General features: G+C 64.7%; 24 protein-coding genes and 1 pseudogene. 9 read left to right on the top strand and 16 right to left on the bottom strand.

Annotated features, from left to right (window positions below; genetic code table 11):
- Positions 1-11: 11 nt before the first annotated feature.
- Positions 12-645: pseudogene (locus tag P9255_RS18170) on the bottom strand (LysE family translocator).
- Positions 646-715: 70 nt separating this feature from the next.
- Entirely contained in the window at positions 716-1,681 is a 966-nt protein-coding gene (locus P9255_RS18175) for an NAD(P)-dependent oxidoreductase (protein WP_309765389.1), read from the bottom strand.
- Between P9255_RS18175 and P9255_RS18180 the strand changes: the two genes are divergently transcribed.
- Complete coding sequence (locus P9255_RS18180) at positions 1,680-2,438, top strand: Mut7-C RNAse domain-containing protein (protein WP_309765388.1); 759 nt, start codon at positions 1,680-1,682, stop codon at positions 2,436-2,438. The two genes, P9255_RS18175 and P9255_RS18180, sit on opposite strands and share 2 nt — an antisense overlap.
- Before the next feature lie 64 nt (positions 2,439-2,502).
- Entirely contained in the window at positions 2,503-2,772 is a 270-nt protein-coding gene (locus P9255_RS18185; protein ID WP_309763854.1) for a hypothetical protein, read from the top strand.
- Positions 2,773-2,779: 7 nt separating this feature from the next.
- On the opposite strand, the gene P9255_RS18190 is transcribed toward P9255_RS18185, so the two are convergent.
- The 5 genes from P9255_RS18190 to P9255_RS18210 all read right to left on the bottom strand — a co-directional run bounded on the left by P9255_RS18190 (position 2,780) and on the right by P9255_RS18210 (position 7,353).
- Positions 2,780-3,091: a cupin domain-containing protein gene (locus P9255_RS18190; protein ID WP_309763853.1), complete on the bottom strand. Its 312-nt coding sequence runs from the start codon at positions 3,089-3,091 to the stop codon at positions 2,780-2,782.
- Positions 3,092-3,102: 11 nt separating this feature from the next.
- Positions 3,103-4,392, bottom strand: coding sequence for an MFS transporter (locus P9255_RS18195; RefSeq protein WP_309790201.1), 1,290 nt, complete (start codon positions 4,390-4,392; stop codon positions 3,103-3,105).
- A 253-nt stretch (positions 4,393-4,645) separates the two neighbouring features.
- Positions 4,646-4,960 (bottom strand): high-potential iron-sulfur protein, encoded by a 315-nt coding sequence (locus P9255_RS18200; RefSeq protein ID WP_309763851.1) that lies wholly within the window; start codon positions 4,958-4,960, stop codon positions 4,646-4,648.
- Positions 4,961-5,090: 130 nt separating this feature from the next.
- Positions 5,091-6,191: an NAD(P)/FAD-dependent oxidoreductase gene (locus tag P9255_RS18205; protein WP_309763850.1), complete on the bottom strand. Its 1,101-nt coding sequence runs from the start codon at positions 6,189-6,191 to the stop codon at positions 5,091-5,093.
- Between the two features lie 184 nt (positions 6,192-6,375).
- Complete coding sequence (locus P9255_RS18210; RefSeq protein ID WP_309763849.1) at positions 6,376-7,353, bottom strand: AAA family ATPase; 978 nt, start codon at positions 7,351-7,353, stop codon at positions 6,376-6,378.
- Between the two features lie 270 nt (positions 7,354-7,623).
- Here P9255_RS18210 and P9255_RS18215 point away from each other — a divergent pair, with 270 nt between their 5' ends.
- Together P9255_RS18215 and P9255_RS18220 are read left to right on the top strand one after the other, a co-directional pair.
- On the top strand, positions 7,624-8,154 hold the full coding sequence (locus tag P9255_RS18215; protein WP_309790202.1) for a hypothetical protein: 531 nt from the start codon (positions 7,624-7,626) through the stop codon (positions 8,152-8,154).
- 32 nt (positions 8,155-8,186) lie between these two features.
- The gene (locus P9255_RS18220) at positions 8,187-8,993 is read left to right on the top strand and encodes an endonuclease/exonuclease/phosphatase family protein (protein WP_309763847.1); all 807 of its coding nucleotides are present in this window, start codon (positions 8,187-8,189) and stop codon (positions 8,991-8,993) included.
- A gap of 15 nt (positions 8,994-9,008) precedes the next feature.
- On the opposite strand, the gene P9255_RS18225 is transcribed toward P9255_RS18220, so the two are convergent.
- Positions 9,009-9,401 carry a response regulator gene (locus P9255_RS18225; protein ID WP_309763846.1) on the bottom strand — a complete coding sequence of 131 codons (393 nt, stop codon included), beginning with the start codon at positions 9,399-9,401 and terminating at the stop codon, positions 9,009-9,011.
- A 147-nt stretch (positions 9,402-9,548) separates the two neighbouring features.
- Here P9255_RS18225 and P9255_RS18230 point away from each other — a divergent pair, with 147 nt between their 5' ends.
- On the top strand, positions 9,549-10,148 hold the full coding sequence (locus tag P9255_RS18230; RefSeq protein WP_309765387.1) for an alpha-ketoglutarate-dependent dioxygenase AlkB: 600 nt from the start codon (positions 9,549-9,551) through the stop codon (positions 10,146-10,148).
- 1 nt (position 10,149) lies between these two features.
- Here P9255_RS18230 and P9255_RS18235 read toward each other — a convergent pair whose 3' ends face one another.
- The gene (locus tag P9255_RS18235; protein ID WP_309790203.1) at positions 10,150-10,548 is read right to left on the bottom strand and encodes a RidA family protein; all 399 of its coding nucleotides are present in this window, start codon (positions 10,546-10,548) and stop codon (positions 10,150-10,152) included.
- Between the two features lie 176 nt (positions 10,549-10,724).
- Here P9255_RS18235 and P9255_RS18240 point away from each other — a divergent pair, with 176 nt between their 5' ends.
- Positions 10,725-11,222, top strand: a complete 498-nt coding sequence (locus P9255_RS18240; RefSeq protein WP_309763844.1) for an MgtC/SapB family protein — start codon at positions 10,725-10,727, stop codon at positions 11,220-11,222.
- A 152-nt stretch (positions 11,223-11,374) separates the two neighbouring features.
- On the opposite strand, the gene P9255_RS18245 is transcribed toward P9255_RS18240, so the two are convergent.
- Together P9255_RS18245 and arsC are read right to left on the bottom strand one after the other, a co-directional pair.
- Positions 11,375-11,674 (bottom strand): hypothetical protein, encoded by a 300-nt coding sequence (locus tag P9255_RS18245; RefSeq protein ID WP_309763843.1) that lies wholly within the window; start codon positions 11,672-11,674, stop codon positions 11,375-11,377.
- A 115-nt stretch (positions 11,675-11,789) separates the two neighbouring features.
- A complete protein-coding gene (arsC, locus tag P9255_RS18250) occupies positions 11,790-12,212 on the bottom strand; it encodes an arsenate reductase (glutaredoxin) (RefSeq protein ID WP_309763842.1) in 423 nt (140 codons plus the stop codon).
- A gap of 303 nt (positions 12,213-12,515) precedes the next feature.
- Here arsC and P9255_RS18255 point away from each other — a divergent pair, with 303 nt between their 5' ends.
- The gene (locus tag P9255_RS18255; protein WP_309790204.1) at positions 12,516-12,872 is read left to right on the top strand and encodes a hypothetical protein; all 357 of its coding nucleotides are present in this window, start codon (positions 12,516-12,518) and stop codon (positions 12,870-12,872) included.
- A 63-nt stretch (positions 12,873-12,935) separates the two neighbouring features.
- Entirely contained in the window at positions 12,936-13,763 is an 828-nt protein-coding gene (locus P9255_RS18260; RefSeq protein ID WP_309763840.1) for a DUF72 domain-containing protein, read from the top strand.
- 18 nt (positions 13,764-13,781) lie between these two features.
- Here P9255_RS18260 and gudD read toward each other — a convergent pair whose 3' ends face one another.
- The 4 genes from gudD to garL form a co-directional block, all read right to left on the bottom strand.
- Entirely contained in the window at positions 13,782-15,131 is a 1,350-nt protein-coding gene (gene gudD, locus P9255_RS18265; RefSeq protein ID WP_309790205.1) for a glucarate dehydratase, read from the bottom strand.
- Positions 15,132-15,165: 34 nt separating this feature from the next.
- Positions 15,166-16,500 (bottom strand): MFS transporter, encoded by a 1,335-nt coding sequence (locus P9255_RS18270; RefSeq protein ID WP_309790206.1) that lies wholly within the window; start codon positions 16,498-16,500, stop codon positions 15,166-15,168.
- A 205-nt stretch (positions 16,501-16,705) separates the two neighbouring features.
- Positions 16,706-17,602 (bottom strand): 2-hydroxy-3-oxopropionate reductase, encoded by an 897-nt coding sequence (locus P9255_RS18275; protein WP_309790207.1) that lies wholly within the window; start codon positions 17,600-17,602, stop codon positions 16,706-16,708.
- 66 nt (positions 17,603-17,668) lie between these two features.
- Positions 17,669-18,454: a 2-dehydro-3-deoxyglucarate aldolase gene (gene garL / locus P9255_RS18280; RefSeq protein ID WP_309790208.1), complete on the bottom strand. Its 786-nt coding sequence runs from the start codon at positions 18,452-18,454 to the stop codon at positions 17,669-17,671.
- 305 nt (positions 18,455-18,759) lie between these two features.
- On the opposite strand from garL, the gene P9255_RS18285 reads away from it, so the two are divergent.
- Entirely contained in the window at positions 18,760-19,464 is a 705-nt protein-coding gene (locus tag P9255_RS18285; protein WP_309763835.1) for a FadR/GntR family transcriptional regulator, read from the top strand.
- Between the two features lie 366 nt (positions 19,465-19,830).
- Here P9255_RS18285 and glmS read toward each other — a convergent pair whose 3' ends face one another.
- Positions 19,831-21,648 (bottom strand): glutamine--fructose-6-phosphate transaminase (isomerizing), encoded by a 1,818-nt coding sequence (gene glmS / locus P9255_RS18290; RefSeq protein ID WP_309763834.1) that lies wholly within the window; start codon positions 21,646-21,648, stop codon positions 19,831-19,833.
- Positions 21,649-21,668: the final 20 nt, after the last annotated feature.

Raw genomic sequence — 21,668 nt, forward strand, 5'->3', positions numbered from 1 at the left:
GGTCCGGAGTATCAGTGCCGCAGCAGCGCCATGACCGCGCCGAAGCCGACGAACACGCCGCCCGTCAAGCGGTTGAAGGTTCGCGCGACGGCTGCGCTTCTCAGCTTCTCGCCGATGCGCGCGCCGAGTCCCGCATAGACGGCGTACCAGCCGACCACGATGACCGCGAACGTCGGCAACAGCACGGAGAACTGCGGAAGGATCGGCTGCGTGGCATCGATGAATTGCGGCAGCACCGCGGCGGCAAAGACGATCGCTTTAGGGTTGCTGCTCGCGACGAAGAATCCATTGCGAAAGAGCGTCGCGGATTTGACGACGGGCGTTTGCGCACCGCCGCTGTTATCGCGCGCCTCCACCGGGCCGGCCTTCGCGCGCCAGCTTCTGACGCCCAGCCAGACGAGATAGGCGCCGCCGGCGATACGCAGCGCATCGAAAACGCGCGGCCATGCATCGAGCAGCACGTGCAGTCCCGCCGCCGATCCGGACAGCATGATGACGAGCGCGCAGAGCGATCCGGCCATCGTCAACGCAGCGGCGCATGCCGTAGCGCGCGGCGTGCGTCATCATGAGCAGCAGGCTGGGACCGGGAATGGCGAATATCACGAAGGCGGAGGCGACGAACGGCCACCAGACTTGCAACTTCATTGCGGCATGGGAAGAAAAGAAAGGGAGAGGATTATGCCGCGTGCCCCTCCCGGCCCAACGCGCGTGTTGTTTATCGACCCGCGCGCCGCGCTGCGACCTGTCCGAGCACCGCGAAGTCCTTCTCACCGTCGCCGTGCGCAAGCGCATCGACGAGGTTGTCGCGAACGACGCTTGCGACAGGCAGCGGCACGTTGACGGCATCGCCGGCGGCGATGGCGAGGCGCACGTCCTTCAGCCCGAGCCGCGCCTTGAACAACGCCGGCTCGTAGCGTCGCTCCGCGATCATCTTGCCGTATCCCGCATAGACCGGCCCCGGAAACAGCGAATTCGTGATGACGTCGAGGAACGCCTGGGCTTCGATGCCGTGGCCGGTCACGAGCGCCGCCGCTTCGCCGACCGTCTCGATCGCCGATGCCAGCATGAAATTCGCCGCGAGCTTGAGCACGTTCGCGTGCTGCGGCGCCTGACCGACGCGCCACGTCTTCTGCCCGAGCGCATCGAGCACGGGCTGCACGCGATCGATATCCGCGTCCGCGCCCGCCGCGAGAATGTTGAGCTTGCCCGCCGCGGCGACATCGGGACGGCCGAGCACGGGCGCGGCGACATACGCGACGCCATGCTGCGCGTGCAGTTCCGCCAGTTCGACGGCGAGCGCCGCCGAGATCGTCGCCATGTTGACGTGCACGAGCCCCTTCGGCGCATGCTTGACGAGGCCGCCGTCGATGAGCACCGAGCGCAGCGCGTTATCGTCGGCGAGCATGGAGAAGGCCGCGTCGCCGGCGAAGGCCTGCTCGGGTGTATCGACGACGGACGCGCCCTGATCCGCGAGCGCGCGCGTCTTGTCGCGCGAGCGATTCCACACGCGCACCGAATGCCCCGCCTTCAGCGCATTGCTCGCCATCGCGCTGCCCATTTCTCCCAATCCGATGAATCCGATATCCATACTGATGCGCTCCGCTATCCGTTGTCCTGAGTCACGCCAGTAGAGCACAACGCCCCGAAGCACGCAGCGGCGGCCGATGCCATACTGCTGCATGGTCACGGCGCGCTTTCATTTTCATCACGAACTGAACGACTTCCTCGCCCGGTCGCAGCGGGGATGCACGTTCGAATGCGCCTGTCCGCCGACGTCGTCGACCAAGCACATGATCGAGGCGCTCGGCGTGCCGCATACGGAAGTGGATCTCGTCGTGCGCAACGGCCGCCCGGCCGGCTTCGAGGTGCAAATACAGCCGGGCGACCTCATCGAGGTTTATCCGCCGCACCGCGCGCCGCCCGGCATGGCGGACGGCGCGCTGCTGTTGCGTCCACCGATGAAGGCGTCGGACCTGCGCTTCATCGCCGACGCCCATCTCGGCGGTCTCGCGCAACTGCTGCGGCTCGGCGGCTTCGACACGCGGTACGACAACAACTTCGCCGACGACGAGATCGAGCGCCTCGCGCAGAACGAATCGCGCATCGTGCTCACGCGCGACCGCGAGCTGCTTAAGCGCCGCACCGTGCTGCGCGGGTGCTACGTGCGCGCGCTGCAGCCGGACGAGCAATGGCGTGAAGTCGCCGAACGGCTCGACCTCGCGCCGCATTTGCGCGCGTTTCGCTTATGCCTGATGTGTAATGCACCGCTGCGTGCCGCCGGTCCCGACGAAATCGACAATCGTGTGCCGGACGGCGTGCGCCAGCGCCACACACGCTTCGTCACGTGCGATGTGTGTCATCGCGTGTTCTGGGAAGGGTCGCACTGGAAGCGCATGCGCGCGCGCATCGACGCGCTCGCCGATGCCGCTCAGGCATGACCCGGACGCGAGCGCCGGCCACGTACAATACGGCACACTCAAAACCGCCGCATCGGAGCATCGCGTGAACAAATTTCAACTGGAACAGAACAAGGCATTCAAGCTCGCCAACGACCTGAAGCAAGGCGGCCGCGCGGCCATCGGCGGCACGGCTTCGCCGAAGACGGATCGTCGCGAGCAGCGCAAGCTGGATCAGGCGAAGGGACTCGTGCCGTTCGCGTGCAAGCTGGACGAAAAGCTCGTCAGGCAACTCAAGGAACGCGCCGACGCAAACGAAGGCGGCATGACCGAGGCGCTGGCCGAACTGCTCGTCGCAGCCGGCCTGCAACGCTGAAGCGCGGTCAGACGCTTCCCTGTTTCTCGATCACGAGAATACGCGCCGCGCCCACGGGTTCGGCGTAGTGCTCGTCGCCGGCCTGGGCGTGGAAGATATCGCCGGCATTGAGCGTGACGGTGCGCTCGCCGTCGGCGTCGCGCACGTGCATCCGCACCACGCCGTCCATGACCGCGAACACTTCCTCGCCGTCGTTTACGTGCCATTTATACGGCGCGTCCGTCCAGTGCAGACGGCACGACGTGCCGTTCATCACGCAGATATCGAGCGCGCCCCACGCGCGCTCTGCCGTGAACTTGCCGCTTTCAATTACTTTCATGGCGATGCCGCCTAACGAGTGACACTGCGCGCTTCGTCGACGTCGGCGTGGCGCGCGGCGGGAATGCACGCGACCGCGACGAGCGAAATCACGAGTCCGGCCATCACATAGAAGGTCGGCGCGAGTTGCGATTCCGTGACGCGGATCAGCCACGTCACGATGAACTGCCCGAAGCCGCCGAAGATCATCACCGCGATGTTATACGCGAGCGACAAGCCGGTCAACCGCACGTGCGCCGGGAACAGCTCCGCGAGCAGCGCGCCGAACGGGCCGTAGTACCCGGACAGCGTGATCGACAGCACGCTCTGCACGATGACGAGCCGCATCACGCTCGGCTCGGCCGCGAGCCACGCGAAAAGCGGATAGATCACGATGAGCGTGATGAGCAGCGACCACAGCGTCAGTCCCTTGCGGCCGATGCGATCTGACCACGCGCCCGCCACCGGGCACAGCACGGTCAGCAGCAGATTGCCCACGATCAACGCCGTGAACGACTGCCCGAACGGCAGCTTCAGTTGCTTGACCGCGAACGTCGGCAGGTAGGCGATCAGCACGTAGACCGTGACCGTCAGCGCGACGACGGAGCCGAGCCCGCACAGGATTTCCCGGCTGTGCCCGCGAAACACTTCGCCGAGCGTCGCGGGCTGCGCGGTCTTCCGCGCGTGCAGGAAGGCTTCCGTGTCCGTCATGTTGCGCCGGATGTACAGGCCGACCGGCCCGATCACGAGCCCGAGGATGAACGGCACGCGCCAGCCCCACGATTCGAGCGCCTGCGGCGACATTCCGCGCGACACCGCTGCGCCGACCACCGCGCCGAGCAGCAGCGCGGCGGCCTGGCTCGCCATCTGGAAGCTGCCGTAGAAGCCGCGCTTCGAGAACGGCGCGGCTTCGATCAGGAGCGCCGTCGAACTGCCGAACTCGCCGCCTGCGGAAAAGCCCTGAATGAGCCGCGCCGCCACGATGATGAGCGGTCCGCCGATCCCGATCGCCGAATAAGGCGGCGCAATGGCGAGCAGCAGGATGCCGAGCGTCATCATCCCGATGACGAGCATCAGCGCGGCCTTGCGCCCGGCGCGATCCGCATACAGCCCGAGCACGATGCCGCCGATCGGCCGCATCACGAACGCGACGCCGAAGGTCGCGGTGGTCAGGAGAATCGACGAGTAGTCGCTCTCGCTCGGGAAGAACAGCCGCGCGATCACGACGGTCATGAACCCGAAAACGGTGAAGTCGTACCACTCCAGCGCGTTGCCGATCACGGCGGCCACTACGGCGCGCGCGTTCAATGGTCTGCCTGCCATGCGTACCCCTCTGTCGTTGGATGTGCGCCGGACTCATGGGTCCGACGATGTAGTGTGCCGCGCCGCCGCCTTATCCGCGAGTCGACGAATCGAGGCATCGAAAGCGAAGCGCGAGGTTATTTTTAGCCTTGGCGAGTGTAAAGACCGCGCGTTGGGTTATCAAGCGATGAGGAAAAGCGAAAGAAGCGGCGAAACGAAAAAGCGCGCCGGGCTTTTCAGCCGGGCGCGCTTCGATGGATACGCTTTTGCCGCGTTAGGCCCTCTTGGCGTAGGCGCTGCACCAGCCCTTCGATGCGACGAGCTTGTTCGCGAACATCGGGCACGGCGCGAACGGATCGGCGGCTTTGCCCTGGTAGAACTGGCAGTTGCCGCAGTCCTGGCCCGCGGCGTACTTCGGGAACTTGGCCTTGTCGACCTTGCTCGCGTCCAGCTTGTAGCCGAGCGCCTGAGCGGTAGGATCGCTTTCTTCCACCTTCGGCGCGTCGGCGAAAGCGGCGCGTGAGCCGAGCGCGAACGTCGATGCAACGCCCACGCTGGTGATCAGAAACGTGCGACGGGATGTCTTCATGGTGACTCGCTCCATGTTGTATTGGGGGAAGCGCCGTTCTGACGACGGCGACGACCCGAGCATATCAACACACGAGCGACAGCATGACGACGAATCCTCGGAATAAGCGGTGACGGCCGCTCTGCCGAAACTACCGCGCCATGTCCGCGACGCGCTCGCCGATGGCAAGCGATGCCGTCAACCCTGGCGATTCCATGCCGAAGAGATTCACGAGCCCCGGCACGCCATGCGCCGATTTGCCCTGGATCATGAAATCGGCGGCAGCCTGGCCGGGGCCGGAGAGCTTCGGCCGGATGCCGGCATAGGCCGGCTGCAGCGCGTCGTCGGGCAGGCCGGGCCAGTACGCGCGGATCGCCGCATAGAAGGAATCGGCGCGGCGCGGATCGACATCGTAGTTCAGCGACGTCACCCATTCCACGTCGGGGCCGAACTTCGCCTGACCGCCCATATCGATCGTCAGGTGCACGCCGAGGCCCGCCTCGTTCGGCATCGGATAGATGAGCCGCTCGAACGGCGCGCGCCCGCTCACGCTGAAGTAATTGCCCTTCGCGAAGTAGAGCGGCGGCACGTGACGGTCGTCGAGGCCGCGAATGCGCCGCGCGATATCGTTCGCGTGCAGCCCGGCGCTGTTGATGAGATACGACGCCCGGAACCGCGCGGGCGCTTCCCCGCCCGTCTCGACGATAAAGCAGCCTTCGCGCGCATCGATGCCGACCACCGGCGTATGGAACACGACGCTCGCGCCGTGGTTCTCCGCATCGCCCTGAAGCGCGAGCATGAACTGATGGCTGTCGACAATGCCCGTGCGCGGCGAATACACCGCTTCGACGCATCGCAGTTGCGGTTCCATTTCCATCGCCTGTGCGCCGCTGATGCGCGCGAGCCCTTCGACGCGATTCTCGATGCCCTTCTGTTCGATGGCCGCGAGCTGCGGAATCTGGTTGCGCGCGGTCGCGACGAGCAGCTTCCCGCATTGCCGATGCGGCACGCCATGCGCGGCGCAGAATTCGTACAGCATCTCGCGTCCGCGCACGCACAGCTCGGCTTTTTGCGAACCGCGCGGATAGTAGATGCCCGCGTGAATCACTTCGCTGTTGCGCGAACTCGTGCCGACGCCGATGGCCTCGCCCGCTTCCAGCACGATGACTTCGCGCCCGCGCAAGGCCAGCGCCCGCGCAATGGCGAGCCCGACCACGCCCGCCCCGATGACCACGCATTCGATCCGATCCATGTCTCTTTCCGCGCCAACTCGATCTAACTATTCTACGTGCGCGACTATTGCGCGTCGCACAACAAAACCGCGCGGTTGACGTCGTTTTCCGGTGCAATTCGGAAAAAGTCGAGAATCGGCCCGCCAGATGTCCAAAATGGCAGGTTTTCGGCCGCTTTTCGGCAGTTTCGCCAATTTCGCCTCGTCAAAACCCCATCGACTTCCGGCGCGACTGCCGATCGAGCTGAATATCGCGCGCCTCGACGCGATGCCTCCCGTCGATACGCGCGTTGCCGAACGCGTTGAGCATCGCGCGCCGCATGCCACGCGGCGATGCCTGCGTGAGCGCATCGAGCGGGGCGTCGGCAAGCGTTTCGGGAAAGCGCGCGCCCCACGCGTGCGCTTCGCGAATCTCCGCGTAGATCGCCTGGGCGATACGCCGCGCGCCGTCGCGGTCCGGCGCGGGAATCTCGTACACGTTCATGCGGTTGAGAAGCGGCTCGGGGATCGCGCGGGCGTCGTTGGCGGTCGCGATCCACACGACGTTGCCCGCGTTGATCGGCACTTCCGCGAATTCGTCGATGAACGACTGCGCCGTGTCGTGCTCGAGCAGCGCATAGAGCGCGCCGAGCGGATCGTATTGCGCGTCGCCGGTTGCCTTGTCGATTTCATCGACGGTGATGACGGGGTTCGCGTAACTGCCGTTCACGAGCGCGTCGAACACTTTTCCCGGCTTCGCATTGCGCCATTGCGACGACGCGCCCGACAGAATCCAGCCGGCCGTGAGGGAACTCATCGCGACGTAATGGCTGGACGTGCCGAGCAGCCGCGCGAGTTGTTTCGCGAAGTGCGTCTTGCCGATGCCCGGTTCGCCGAGGAGCAGCATCGGCAACAGTTCGAGGCGGTCGTCGGTTTCGAGGCACAGCGCGATCTGCTTGCGGATGTCGTCGAGCGGTTCGTCGAAGTTCGGCAGCGAGGCCGCGAGATCGTCGATGGACGGCATGCGGTTCGGCTTCACGCAGAAGCGCAAATTGCCGACCTTGAGCATCTTTTCGTAGGTGGCGCGCAGGGCTTCGCTTGCGCCGTCGGACAGGTCGTTGAGCGCGCTTTCCACGTCGTCGAGACTGTAGACCTTGCTGAACGATGCCACCGCCAGTTCTTGTTTGACCACGGCCGTCGTCATGTCACACCCCGTCGTTTTGATTGATCGACGGATTCAGTGTATCGATGACACAACCATGCGCAAGCGAGCAGTCGGGGGCGTCTGCTGCCAATATCGGTCGTGTCAGCCGATGATGCCGTGGGCTAGTATCATCGTCGGATCGATGCGGCGGGCGGGTTCGGAACGTGCTCCCGACACGGCCGAGCAACGCCGATTCGGCGGCCGTCGCACGCCAGCGCGGGTGCGGCCGGGCCGCCATCCGATCAAGCCCGCGCGCCGGAGAAGCTTTCAATGACGAAAAGAAACCGCACCGCACTGTTGCATCGGCTCCGATCCGCGCTCGTCGTGAGCGCCTGCCTTGCCGCGAATCACGGCGTCTTGGCGCAGAACGCGCCGCAGCCGGTCGACTGGGAACTGCAAGTCGTGCGCGACGGCCAGCAGATCGACTCGTTCTCCGCGACGACGAACGTCGGTCAGGCCCGCACGGACACGCATCACAATGTCGTGCAGAACCGCGTCGGTTGCGCCGACAAGCCGGCCGGCGATATCGACCTGCAACGCACCGTCACCGTGTCGCCGACGCACGCGAGCGCCGACGACATCACGCTCGCCATCGATGCGCAGGAGATGATCGACGAGGATGCATCGCGCACATCGGCGTCCGGCTGCAAGCTGCCGCCGACGCCGCGCCAGGTGAGCGGCTCGCATCCCGGTCTCGTGCTGAAGCCGGGAGAATGGGCGCAGTGGCAGATCATCGACAGCAATCCGTCGCTGGCGTACCGGGTGCGCGCCAGCCTCGCACCATCCGCGCCGGCCGAGTGACCGGCTGCCGGCGCGTACAAGACAACGAACGCATGCGAAACCCAGAACATCTTCCGCCAGCACCGTCCGCGAATGCCATCACGCCGGATTTCACGGCGGTGAGCTGGAATCTGCACAAGGGCCGCTCGCCGCTCGGCTTGCGCGCGTGGACCGCGATGCAGCGGTGGGTTCAGACCACCAACGCCGACGTCTATTTCCTTCAGGAAGCGATGGCGCGGCGCATGCCGCAGCCGGTGCTCGCAAGCGGCTTCGGCAAGCCGCTCTCCGCTCCGCTCGACGATGTCTGGCATTGCCAGGCCACTGAAATCGCCACCGCGCTCGAACTGCAGATCGCGCTCGGGCCGAACGTGTTCAAGCCGTCATGGCGGCACGGCAACGCCATCCTTTCACCGCATCCGCTCGATCTGTCCGGACGATGGGACATCTCCGCGCATCGCTTCGAAAAGCGCGGGCTGCTCGTGGCGCGCGCGACGTTCGCAGGTCACGCCATCACGCTGCTGTGCGCGCATCTCGCACTGACGCGTGCGGCGCGGCTGCGTCAGATGAACTGGATCGCGCACTGGATCGCGAAGGAAGCGCCCGACGGGCCGCTCGTGCTGGCGGGCGATTTCAACGACTGGCGCAACGACTCGGTGCCGCTCTTCGGCGAACTGGGCATGCACGAAGTGGCGACTATGCTCGGCGAATCGGGCCGCACGTTCCCGGCGTTCTCGCCGGCGCTCGCGCTCGACAAGATGTTCGTACGCGGACTGAGGCCGCTCGAATGGCTCGTGCCGACGCAGGACACCGCGTGGCTCTCCGATCACCTGCCCTACATGGCGAGGCTGCGGATCGAATGAGACTTGCTCGCGCGCTTACGTGCGCGCGAGCAGCGCCTGAAGATCGCCGATGGACACCGGCTTCGTGAGGTGATGATCGAAACCGGCGTTGAGCGCGTCCTTGCGGTCAGCGGCACTGCCGTAACCCGTGAGCGCGAGCAGCAGCGCGCCGCGAGTCGCATCGCGTTTGCGCATCTCGCGCGCGACGTCGAAGCCGCTCATTCCCGGCAGGCCGATGTCCAGCACCACTACGTCGGGCCGGAAATCGTCGATGGACTTCAGCGCGCACGGGCCGTCGTGCTCCGTGCGCACTTCATGACCGAGAGCTTCGAGCAGCATCGACATGGCGAATGCGGCGTCGGCGCTATCGTCGACAAGCAGGATGCGGCGGCTTTCCGCGCCGCCGTGTGCTTCGGCGGTGGTCGTCATGCGCCTCCCTTATTTTCAAGATGATCGCGCCGACTGTAGCACACGCTCCGCGCGCGCCCAAACGTGCGATAACGCAATCAAAGCGCAACGCCGCCGCGCGATGGCTCTGCTATCGTGAACCTTTTGGACGCATCGGCGCGCATCGCCATGTTCGATCTCTTCGACGACATCCCCAAGCCCGATATCGCGTGGCATCCGGACTGGATCGCCGCGGACGCCGGCTGCGACCTGATGGGCGCGCTGATCGATGAAGTGCGCTGGCAGCAGGACACCATGAACACGCCGGGCGGCCGCGTGCCGCTGCCCCGACTCACCGCATGGCAAGGCGAGCCGGATGCGGTCTATGTCTACTCGGGCATACGCAACGTGCCGCAGCCGTGGACGCCCGCCGTCGCGCAACTGCGCGATGCGGCGCAAGAAGCCGCCGGGGCGCGCTTCAACAGCGTGCTGATCAATCGCTATCGCAGCGGACAGGACAGCATGGGCTGGCACGCCGACAAGGAACGCGAACTCGGGCCGGAGCCGGTGATCGCATCCGTGAGCCTCGGCACGGCGCGGACGTTCGAATTTCGCCATGTCCGCACGCACACCACGCACACGCTCTCCCTCACTCACGGCAGTCTTCTGGTCATGCGCGGACGCACGCAGCTCGAATGGGTGCATCGCGTGCCGAAGGAGCCGGGCGCGCGCGGCGAGCGCATCAATCTCACGTTCCGATGGGTGGATGCGTCGAAGGCGCGTCGCTGATCTACGGGCGCCTTGCAACGAAGTCGATTTCCACGAGCGCATCGCGTGCGAGCGCCGTCACGCCGATGCACGTGCGCGCCGGCAGCGGCTTCGGCGCGAAGTACGAGCGATACACGGCATTCATCGCGTCGTAATCGCGCTTGAATTCGGTCAGGAAGATCCGCACGCTCACGACGTGGTCGAGCGTGAGGCCCAAACCCGTCAGCACGATGATGAGGTTGTCCATCACGCGTCGCGTCTGTGCTGCGATGCCATCGGGCAGCGGCGCGTTGTCGTCGTCGGGATGCGTCGGCATCTGGCCGGTCAGGAACACCCAGCCGTCGGCTTCGGCCGCATGCGAGAACGGGCCGACGGGCGTCGGGGCCGCGTTGACCATCGAGAACTTCGCCTGGTGAGTCATGTCGTTTTCACTCGCTTGTACGTAGTGCGGAGCACAGCACGTTAGCGCGACAAAATTCGCGCGGTGCGCGCCACTGTCGTTTGCATCGCTTCAATGCGAAGATCGACGGACTTACAGTTGCAATACCGATCCGCGCCCCTCTCCGCGCGACAAGAAAACCGACAACGGAGCCCGCGATGCTGCCCTACCCCGTCCTCATCGATGCCGTCCTGCGAATGCTTTGCGCGGTGCTCGTGGGCTGCATCATCGGTATCGACCGCGATCTGCACGGCAAGCCGACCGGCATGAAGACGCTCGGGCTGGTCTCGCTCGGCGCCTGCATCGCAACGATGTGCGCAATGGGCTTCTCCACGCGCACGCTTTACGACGACGCTGACGTGTCGCGCGTCGTGCAGGGCATCGTGACGGGGATCGGCTTTCTGGGCGCGGGCGTCATCATTCAGAATCAGACGGAGAATCGCATCCGCGGGCTCACGACGGCCGCTTCGATCTGGGTCACGGCGGCGGTCGGCATCCTGTGCGGGCTCGGCGTCTGGAGCCTCGCGATCATCGCTACCGTCATGCTGATCGTGCTGCTGATCGTGGGCCGCGTCGTCGAGAAAAGCCTGCTTCGGCGATGGATGCGCAAGCCGCCCGGCGAACGCGAAGCGGGCGGCAGCGTCGACGAGGACTGATCGCCGCGCGGCGCGGGCATCGCGTTTGCCGCTGGCCCATTCAAGCGATCGCATCCGCGCGACTGCGGGCGATTGCGTGCGACGCGTCGGCGCAGCGCGAACGAAAACGCGGCGGGCCGGGAAAGCCCGCCGCGTAGATGAAGCCGGTTCCGTTACCAGCCGTGCCGGTCGCGCCAGCGCTCCTCGCGACGCATTTCATGCCGCCAGTGGCGCTCACGGCGCTCGCGCCATTCATGTTCGCGCCAGCGCTGCTCGCGCCAGCCGTCGCCGTATCTGTAGCCATAGCCATAAGCGACCGGCGCCGGCTGCACGTACACCGGTTGCGCCGGGCCGTAATAAGCCGGCACGCCGACGCCGACCGCCACATCGACATGCGCCGAAGCCGATGCCGATACCGCAAGCGCCGCCAGTCCGGCGAGCCCGACGACCGTACCAAGAAGTTTGTTCTTCATCTCGCTTATCTCCTGCACCGCGTGCCGTGTGAGTCAGGTGCAGTCTAGAAGGCGAGGTCGGACACAGGTGCAACGGCAATGCGAGAAAGGTAACGTCGAGTAACGGCCATGTGCGTCAGCGCACGCGCTTGCCCTGCTCGTCGATGACCACTTCGCCGTCTTCCTTCGTGAACGGTCCTTTCTGCGGCGACGGAAGGATATCGATCACCTGTTCCGATGGACGGCACAGCCGCGCGCCGATCGGCGTATCGACGAACGGGCGATTGATGAGGATCGGATGGGCGAGCATCGCGTCGATGAGCTGATCGTCGGTGAGCGCGGGATCGCCGAGACCGAGTTCCGCGTACGGCGTGCCCTTTTCGCGCAGCGCGTCGCGCACGGAAAGCCCGGCGCGCGCGATCAGCGCAGTGAGCGTCTCGCGGCTCGGCGGATGCGTCAGATATTCGACGACATTCGGTTCGATACCCGCGTTGCGGATGAGCGCGAGCGTGTTGCGCGACGTGCCGCATTGGGGGTTGTGGTAGATGGTGACGGTCATCGCGCTCTCCTGAGTCCGTGATTCGTGGGTTCGTGCATGACTTGCATTCTATTGCGGGCGGCGCATGTCATCGTTGACCGTATCGTGTCATATCGCCGACCGGATCGCCGACGGTGAAGCGTATTTCCTGTTCATTGCGAAACGCGCCGCCTATAACGGAAATGCCGCAAACGCGCGCAACGCGAAGGGAAGAAGCGATGCACGAACGTCCGCACTGCGCGCTTCCGGCGGCTCATCGGATACGTACGGATGCGCGATGAAGCAGCACCGGTCATCGGGCATCCCAATCAAGGAGTCGACGACATGAAATCGAATCTGGTCAGGGCGGCGCTTGCCGTCACGTTACTCGCCGCTGCGGGCGTCGCATCGGCGCAGCAAAGCTATTATCGGACCGCGCAAGTGCCAGGGCAGGCCACGCCGGATACATGGACCCAGCCCGGCGCGATGCAGCAGGGCGCGAACATGGAAAGCACCGGCGATGCATCGTATGGCGGCGTACCGTTCAACGCGCGGCGGCGCCGGCTCGATGACGATGGGCGGCAGCGCGATGTCCAGGCCCTGCGTGCGCGGTCCGCAGTGCGATATTTTCTTCGGCAATTGATTCGGCTTCGGCACCCGAGGGCGCGCCGGACGCGCCCTTGCTTCGCCGGGAGGATGTAGCGCGGCGCACGCGCGGTCTTCGTGTTCGTTACACTCGTGACGGGTTCGGACAGGAGACGCCTCATGGCGACCAAAAAGAAAACGACCGGCACGTCGAGCATTCGCATCGGCGTGGGAGGATGGAACTTCGAGCCGTGGCGGGGCACGTTCTATCCCGAAGGACTCGCGCAGAAGCGCGAACTCGAATACGCGAGCCGCGCCCTCACGAGCATCGAAGTGAACGGCACGTTCTACGGCTCGCAAAAACCCGCGACGTTCGCCAAGTGGCACGACGAAACGCCCGACGACTTCGTGTTCTCGCTGAAGGCATCGCGCTATTCGACGCATCGGCGGGTGCTTGCGGAAGCGGGCGAATCCATCGAACGCTTCTTCGCGAGCGGCGTGCTGGAACTGAAGGACAAGCTCGGCCCGATCAACTGGCAATTCGCGCCGACCAAGCAGTTCGATGCCGAAGACTTCGAGAACTTCCTGAAGCTGCTGCCGCAAGAAGTGCAAGGGCGCGCGATTCGTCATGCCGTCGAAGCGCGGCACGCGAGTTTCGTCGATCCGGCGTTCGTCGCGCTGCTTCGGAAATACGGCGTGGCGGCGGTGGTGGCGGGCGATTCGAAGTATCCGCAAATCGCGGATGTGACCGCGCCCTTCGTCTACGCGCGCATCATGGGCACGACCGACAAGCCGGCGAACGGCTATACGAAGGCCGCGCTCGACGGCTGGGCGAAGCGCGCAAAGCAATGGGCGGCAGGCGGTGCGCCCGACGACTTGCAGACAGTAGGCAAACCGGCTGCGAAGGCATCCGCGCGTGACGTTTATCTGTACGTGATCAGCGGGCATAAGCCCGCCAATCCCGCCGCCGCGATGGCGCTCATCGAAAGATTGAAGCGCGAGTCGTAAGCAACTCGCGCTTCGGCTTCAGCGCACGAGGCAAGGCCGCTTGTTGTCGAACTTCCAGTTGGGAATCAGATACTGCATCGCGATGCCGTCGTCGCGCGCGCCGAGGCCGTGCTCGAGATAAAGCGCGTGCGCCTTCTCGATCTCGTCCATATCCAGTTCCACGCCGAGTCCCGGCGTCGCCGGCACCTTCACCTTGCCGCCGACGATCTGCAGCGGATCGCGCGTCAGGCGCTGGCCGTCCTGCCAGATCCAGTGCGTATCGATCGCGGTGATCTTGCCCGGCGCGGCTGCCGCGACATGCGTGAACATCGCGAGCGACACATCGAAGTGATTGTTCGAATGCGATCCCCACGTGAGGCCCCAGTCGTTGCACATCTGCGCGACGCGCACCGAGCCTTGCATCGTCCAGAAATGCGGATCGGCGAGCGGAATATCGACCGATTGCAACTGGATGGCGTGGCCCATCTGACGCCAGTCGGTCGCGATCATGTTCGTTGCGGTCGGCAGGCCGGTCGCGCGGCGGAATTCGGCCATCACTTCGCGGCCCGAATAGCCGTTCTCCGCACCGCACGGATCTTCCGCGTAAGCCAGGACGTCGTGCTTGTCGCGGCACAGGCGAATCGCTTCCGCAAGCGACCATGCGCCGTTCGGATCGAGCGTCACGCGCGCCTCCGGGAAGCGCTCGGCCAGCGCCGTGACCGCTTCGATCTCGGCATCGCCCGCGAGCACGCCGCCCTTGAGCTTGAAGTCGTTGAAGCCGTAACGCGCTTGCGCGGCTTCCGCGAGGCGCACGACCGCTTCCGGCGTCAGCGCGACTTCGGTGCGCAGGCGTTCCCAGTCGTCGCGGCCATCGGCGCCGGACGCATACGGCAGTTCCGTCTTGTTGCGGTCGCCGATATAGAACAGATAGCCGAGCATTTCGACTTCCTCGCGCTGCTGGCCTTCGCCGAGCAGCGCCGCGACGGGCACGCCCAGATGCTGGCCGAGCAGGTCGAGCAGCGCCGCTTCGAGCGCGGTGACGGCGTGAATCGTCGTGCGCAGGTCGAAGGTTTGCAGGCCGCGCCCGCCGGCATCGCGATCCGCGAACTGCGTGCGAACGCGGTTCAGCACCGCCTGCATGTTGCCGATGGATTGCCCGACGACGAACGCGCGGGCATCGTCGATGGTCCTGCGGATGTTCTCGCCGCCCGGCACTTCGCCGACACCGGTATTCCCCGCGCTGTCCTTGAGGATGACGATGTTGCGCGTGAAAAACGGAGCATGGGCACCGGAGAGGTTCATCAGCATGCTGTCGCGGCCCGCGACGGGCACGACGCGCAGTTCCGTGACTTTCGGAGTGGCGTTCGATTGGATAGCGTTGGTTGACATGTGAGTGTTCCCGAAGTGGATGGTCAAGCCGCGTTCAATGTGCGTTGCGGGGCGATGCGTTGCCGACGGGCGTTCCTTGCGAGCGCCGGTTGCGCGTCAAAAAGGCCGCCGCCGCCGCGATCAGCGACGCGACGCCGAGGGCGTACAACCCGCCCGACACCGAGCCCGTATGTTGTTGAAGATAGCCGAAGGTGGCCGGCGCGAAGAAACCGCCGAGATTGCCGACCGAGTTGATGAGCGCGATCACGGCCGCCGCGACGCGGGCATCGAGATAGCCTTGCGGAATCGGCCAGAACAGCGACGCCGCCGCCTTGAAGCCGATTGCCGAGAAGCAGATTGCGACGAAGGACAGCACCGGGTTGCCCGTTGTCGATGCGAACAGCCCGCACGCCGCGATGACGAGCGCCGTCGCGAGCCACGCCTGCTGGAAGCGCCACCGCGCGGAGAGCAGCGCGAAGCAGTACATCGCGACCATCGCGATCAGCCACGGTACGGCGTTGAACAAGCCGACCTGGAAATCGGTGAGGCCGCCCATCTTGCGGATGATCGTCGGCAGCCAGAACGTCGCGGCGTAAATGGTGAGCTGGATCGCGAAGTAGAGGAAACAGAAGAGCACGATCTGCGGGTCTTTCAGCAGCTTGAGCGCGGAAACATGACGGCCGCTCGTGGCTTCGCGCTCGGCCTGTTCGTTCGCGATCGCTTTCTCGAGCGCGTGACGCTCGTCGGCGGTGAGCCAGTGGGCATCGGCAATGCGCGACTTCAGCAGCGTCCAGCTCAGGCCGCACAGCAGCACGGAGAAGCCGCCTTCGATGAGGAACATCCACTGCCAGCCGTGCAGGCCGAGCCCGCGAATCGACAGGAGGCCGCCCGTGATCGGCCCCGACAGCACCGACGCGATTGCGGAGCCGCCCAGGAACACGGCGATCGCCTTGCCGCGCTCCTTCTGCGGCAGCCATTGCGTGAAATAGAAAACGACGCCGGGGAAGAAGCCCGCTTCGGCCACGCCGAGCAGAAAGCGCAGCACGTAGAACGACGTGTCGTTCCAGACGAAGGCCATCGCCGCCGCGACGATGCCCCACGTTCCCATGATTCGCGTGAGCCAAGCACGCGCGCCGTACTTCTGCATGAGCACGTTCGACGGCACTTCGAACAGCGCATAGCCGATGAAAAACAGCCCGCTGCCCAGCCCGTAGGCGGCCGCGCCGATGCCGAGATCGGCCTGCATGTGCGAGTTGACGAAACCGACGTTCACGCGATCGATGTAGTTCGCGATGAACATGATGAGGAACAAGGGCAGGACGTGGCGCTTGACCTTGGAACTGGCCGACTCGAGCAAGTCGTCGGCGCGCGTGACGGGAGCGGATCGCAAGGTTGTCTCCGGAATGTGGTAGGTTGTCTGATGACATTTTATGGTCATCGGACGACTTTGCCATCACGTGTTTACCCGCTGCATCGGCTGGCGCGGGTTTTGACCGAATCACTGCAATGAGGTTAGTAGACGTCCGACAACCGGACACGACGGGCGTAAAAAAGCCGGCTTGCGCCGGCTCGAAGCTGACGGAGGGTTTGAACGCTTACTTCGCGCCCTGTCCGATTTCGTGATCGGCCAGAATCTCCAGCGCCCGGACCATGCCAGAGTGGTCCCATGCCTTGCCGCCGTGCGCGGCGCAGGCGTTGAATAGCGCCTGGCACGTCGCGGTATTCGGCAGCGATACACCGAGCGATTGCGCGGTCGAAAGCGCCAGGTTCAAGTCCTTCTGATGCAGCTCGATGCGGAAGCCCGGATTGAACGTGCGCTTCGTCATCCGTTCGCCGTGGACCTCCAGAATCCGCGAGGATGCGAATCCGCCCATCAGCGCGGTGCGGACCTTTTCGGCATCGACGCCGGCTTTCGAGGCGAGCAGGAGCGCTTCGCCGACCGCTTCGATCGTCGCGGCGACGATCACCTGGTTCGCGACCTTGCACACCTGCCCCGCGCCGACCTCGCCGATCAGCGAGATGTTCTTGCCCATCATCTCGAAGAGCGGCTTCACCTTGTCGAAGGTGGCCTGCGCGCCGCCGACCATGATCGTGAGCGACGCCGCCTTGGCTCCGACCTCGCCGCCGGAGACGGGCGCATCAAGGTAATCGGCGCCGCGCTCCCGCACTTTCGCGGCGAACTCGCGCGTGGCGATCGGCGAAATCGAGCTCATGTTGACGACGATCTGCCCGGCGCGCAGCGAATTTGCAACGCCGTTCTCGCCGAACAGCACGCGCTCGACATCGGGCGTGTCCGGCACCATCAGGAAGACGATGTCGGCTTTCTCTGCCACGGCCGCCGGGCTGTCGCATGCCGTGGCGCCCGCCTGCGTCAGTTCGGCCGGCACGCCGCTGCGCGTGAACGCGGCCAGCTCCACGCCGTTCTTGACGAGATTGGCCGCCATGGGAAGACCCATGATGCCGAGACCGATGAAGCCTGCTTTTGTCGCCATGTATTGCTCCTTGTGTTCAGGTATCGATGTCCTGGAGTTGCGAGAGAAGCGCGGACCTTCCGCAGCTTACTCTTCGATGAAATGTTTCTTCACGCCCTGCGCGGCGTTGCGAAGCATGCCGAGGTCCGCGCAGACGGCGACGAGCGTGCAGCCCATCGACAGATAGCGTTCCGCGTCTTGCTGCACGGGCGCGAGAATGCCGCTCGGCTTGCCGGCCGCGTGCGCCCGTTCGAACACGCGGGCGATGGCGGCCTGCACGTCCGGATGATTCGCGTTGCCGAGATGGCCGTACGAGGCGGCGAGATCGGACGGGCCGACGAACAGCGCATCGACGCCATCGATGGCCGCGATTTCGTCGATCGCATCGACGGCCGCGCGGCTTTCGATCTGCACCGCGACGCTGATGTTGTCGTTCGCCACCTTGAAGTAGTCCGCGACCGTCCCGTACCGGTTCCCGCGATGCCCGACCGACACGCCACGGATGCCGTGCGGCGGATAACGCGTGGCTGCGACGGCGCGGCGAGCGTCGGCGGCGCTGTTGACGAACGGAATCAGGAAGTTGACGAAGCCGGCATCCAGCAGCCGCTTGATCGCGACCGGTTCGTTCGCGGGCGGGCGCACGACGGGCGCGCTCACGCTGTCCTTGAGCGCCATCAGTTGCGGTATCAACGTGAGCGCATCGTTGGGCGCGTGCTCGGCGTCCAGCAGGATCCAGTCGAAGCCGACGACGCCCAGCAACTCGGTGACGATCGGACTCGCCAGCGAGGACCAGCAGCCGATCAGCTTGTCTCGCGCACGCAGCGATGTGCGGAACGCATTGGGTAAAGGTTGATACGGTGTCGAAGACGGCATGGTGCCTCCCTGGTGGCGGCTGCGCGATGGCTAGGTGATTAAGTCATAGGACGTCTTAACAGAAGATACCCGCTTTTCGCGCGGTTGGAACGGAGCGTTAACCCTAAACGTCGTTGCAGTAAAGGCGTTTCACTAGTATGTCGCATCAGCTCCCGGAGATATGATGTCTTATGATCGATGAACGTGCAGAATTGACGGAGCGCAACCGTGACTCCATGATGGTTCATCGGACGTCCCGGCGTAACCTGCGCCGGCGCGTCAACAGCGTCATCCGACATCGATCACTATCAGAACGAACACCGAAAATGGCCAGCCTCACCGACAAAGTCGTCGCCGCGCTCATCGAAGAGATCGAACGTGGCGTGCTTCGCCCCGGCGACAAGATTCCGACCGAAGCCGCGCTCATGAAACAGATGACGGTGAGCCGCTCGGTGGTGCGGGAAGCGGTATCGCGGTTGCAGGCGGCGAACATCGTGGAGACGCGGCACGGCGTCGGGACGTTCATCCGCGCGCTGGCGGATCGAGAGTCGGTGCGGCTTTACGATGCCGACTTGTCGAGCCTGCTCGACATCATGGCGATCATCGAATTTCGAATCGATCTTGAAGGCGCGGCGGCTGCGCTCGCGGCGGGGCGCCGGACGGAGCAGCATCTCAGGCAGATTGCCCGCGCCATCGAACGTTACGAAGAGCAGATCGCGAATCACAGCACCGATGTGCTCGAGCATGACGTCGAGTTCCATTTGCAGATCGCGCGGGCGAGCGGCAATCGCTATTTCTACGATGTGCTCAGTCAGATGGGGCGCGCGGTGAGCCCGCGCACGCGCCTCGGCAAAGCCGAGATCGCGGAACTGGACCAGATCGAGCGATTGCGTAATGTGCTGAACGAACACAAGGCGATTTATCAGGCCATCGTTCGACAGGATGCCGACGATGCCCGCGCCGCGATGCGGATGCACTTGAGCAACAGCCGTGAGCGGCTGCGGCAGGTTCACGAGACGGCTGTCGAGTGAGTGGCGGTGCTTTTGTTTTGGGCAGCGCTCGGCGCGTCTCTAGGTAAACAAAAGGATTCGTATGTATACGTGGTAGTAGTTAACAAGCCCGCGCCGTTTCAGTGGATAACCCCCTTCGCTCGTTTTGCGTCAATGACTTGCCGAGTAAACAACTTCGGTATTTGTCAGCGGATTTCCACGCGAAGCCAGGACAACTTTTAGTCATTCCAGCGAGACGGCGGGTTATGCAGAAAGGGTGAACAGTTTACGCGGCGGGTGTTTACAGGGTTGTCCACAGGTAAACGCGGAATCGGACTGCGTGCAGCAATAAAAAAGCGCCTCGGAAGAGGCGCTCCTGGCTTGCATCCAACTACACCCGCAACGACATCACTCCACCGTCACCGACTTAGCCAGATTCCGCGGCTTATCGACATCCGTCCCGCGCGCACACGCCGTGTGATACGCGAGCAGTTGCAGCGGCACCACGTGCAGGATGGGCGACAACGCCCCGTAGTGCTCCGGCATCCGGATGACATGAATCCCGTCTTCGCTGACGATGCGCGTATCCGCATCGGCGAACACGTACAGCTCGCCGCCACGCGCCCGCACTTCCTGCATGTTCGACTTCAGCTTTTCGAGCAGCGTATCGTTCGGCGCGACCGTCACGACCGGCATTGCTTCCGTCACGAGCGCGAGCGGCCCGTGCTTCAGCTCGCCCGCCGGATACGCCTCCGCGTGAATATACGAAATCTCCTTGAGCTTCAGCGCCCCTTCCAGCGCGATCGGATAATGCAGCCCGCGCCCGAGGAACAGCGCATTCTCTTTGCGCGCGAACTCTTCCGACCAAGCGATGATCTGCGGCTCCAGCGCCAGCACGCTATTGAGCGCCGCCGGCAAGTGGCGCAATTGACCGAGATACGCGGCTTCCTGCTTCGCATCGACGCGGCCGCGCAGCTTCGCGAGCGTCACCGCCAGCACGAACAGGCCGACGAGCTGCGTCGTGAACGCTTTCGTTGACGCCACGCCGATCTCCGTTCCCGCATGGGTCAAGAACGCGAGCTCCGTCTGACGCACCATCGCGCTCGTTGCGACGTTGCATACGGCGAGCGTATGCGCGTGGCCGAGCGACTGCGCGTGCTTCAGCGCGGCGAGCGTATCGGCGGTTTCGCCCGATTGCGAAATGACGACGACCAGCGCCTTCGGATTCGGCACCGACTCGCGATACCGATACTCGCTCGCAATCTCCACTTGCGTCGGAATCTTTGCGATCGACTCCAGCCAGTATTTGGCCGTCAGCCCCGAGTAATAGCTCGTGCCGCACGCGAGAATCAGCAGACTGTCGATGCCCGCGAACACATCCCTCGCGTTCTCGCCGAAGAGAACCGGATCGAAGCCGTCCGTTTGCGGGATCGTGTCGGTGATCGCGCGCGGCTGCTCGAAGATTTCCTTCTGCATGAAGTGGCGATACGGCCCGAGCTCCACCGCGCCGCCATACGCCGTCACCACGCGCACTTCGCGCTCGGCGGGCAAGCCCTGGCGATCGACGATCTTCACGCCATCCAGCGCGATTTCGACGACATCGCCTTCTTCCAGGAACGCGAAGCGATCGGTGCTGCCCGCCAGCGCGAGTGCATCGGAGGCGAGGAAGTTCTCGCCCTCGCCCACGCCGACGACGAGCGGCGAACCCTGGCGCGCGCCCACCACCGTATGCGGCTGATCCTTGTGCATCACCGCGATCGCATACGCGCCGTGCAATTGCTTGACGGCTTCGCGCACGGTCTGAAAGAGATCGCCGCGATACATGCTGTGGATCAGATGCGCGATGACTTCGGTATCCGTCTGCGAGACGAATTCGTAACCCTTGTCGCGCAGCATCGTGCGCAGCGACTCGTAGTTCTCGATGATGCCGTTGTGCACGAGCGCCACCGTATCGCGCGAAAAGATGGGATGCGCGTTGTCGGTGACGGGCGCGCCGTGCGTCGCCCAGCGCGTGTGCGCGATGCCCGTCATGCCGGCGAGGTCCGTTTCCTTCACTTGCGCGTCGAGATCCGACACGCGCGCGACACTGCGCGCGCGGCGCGGCTCGCCATGACTCAATACGGCGACGCCGCACGAGTCATAGCCGCGATATTCGAGCCGCCGCAAACCTTCGACGAGCACCGGGACGATGTTACGTTGCGCAACCGCGCCGACAATTCCGCACATGGCGTTTTCCTTTGATATCC

Source organism: Caballeronia sp. LZ019 (assembly GCF_031450825.1).
Classification (GTDB): Bacteria; Pseudomonadota; Gammaproteobacteria; order Burkholderiales; family Burkholderiaceae; genus Caballeronia.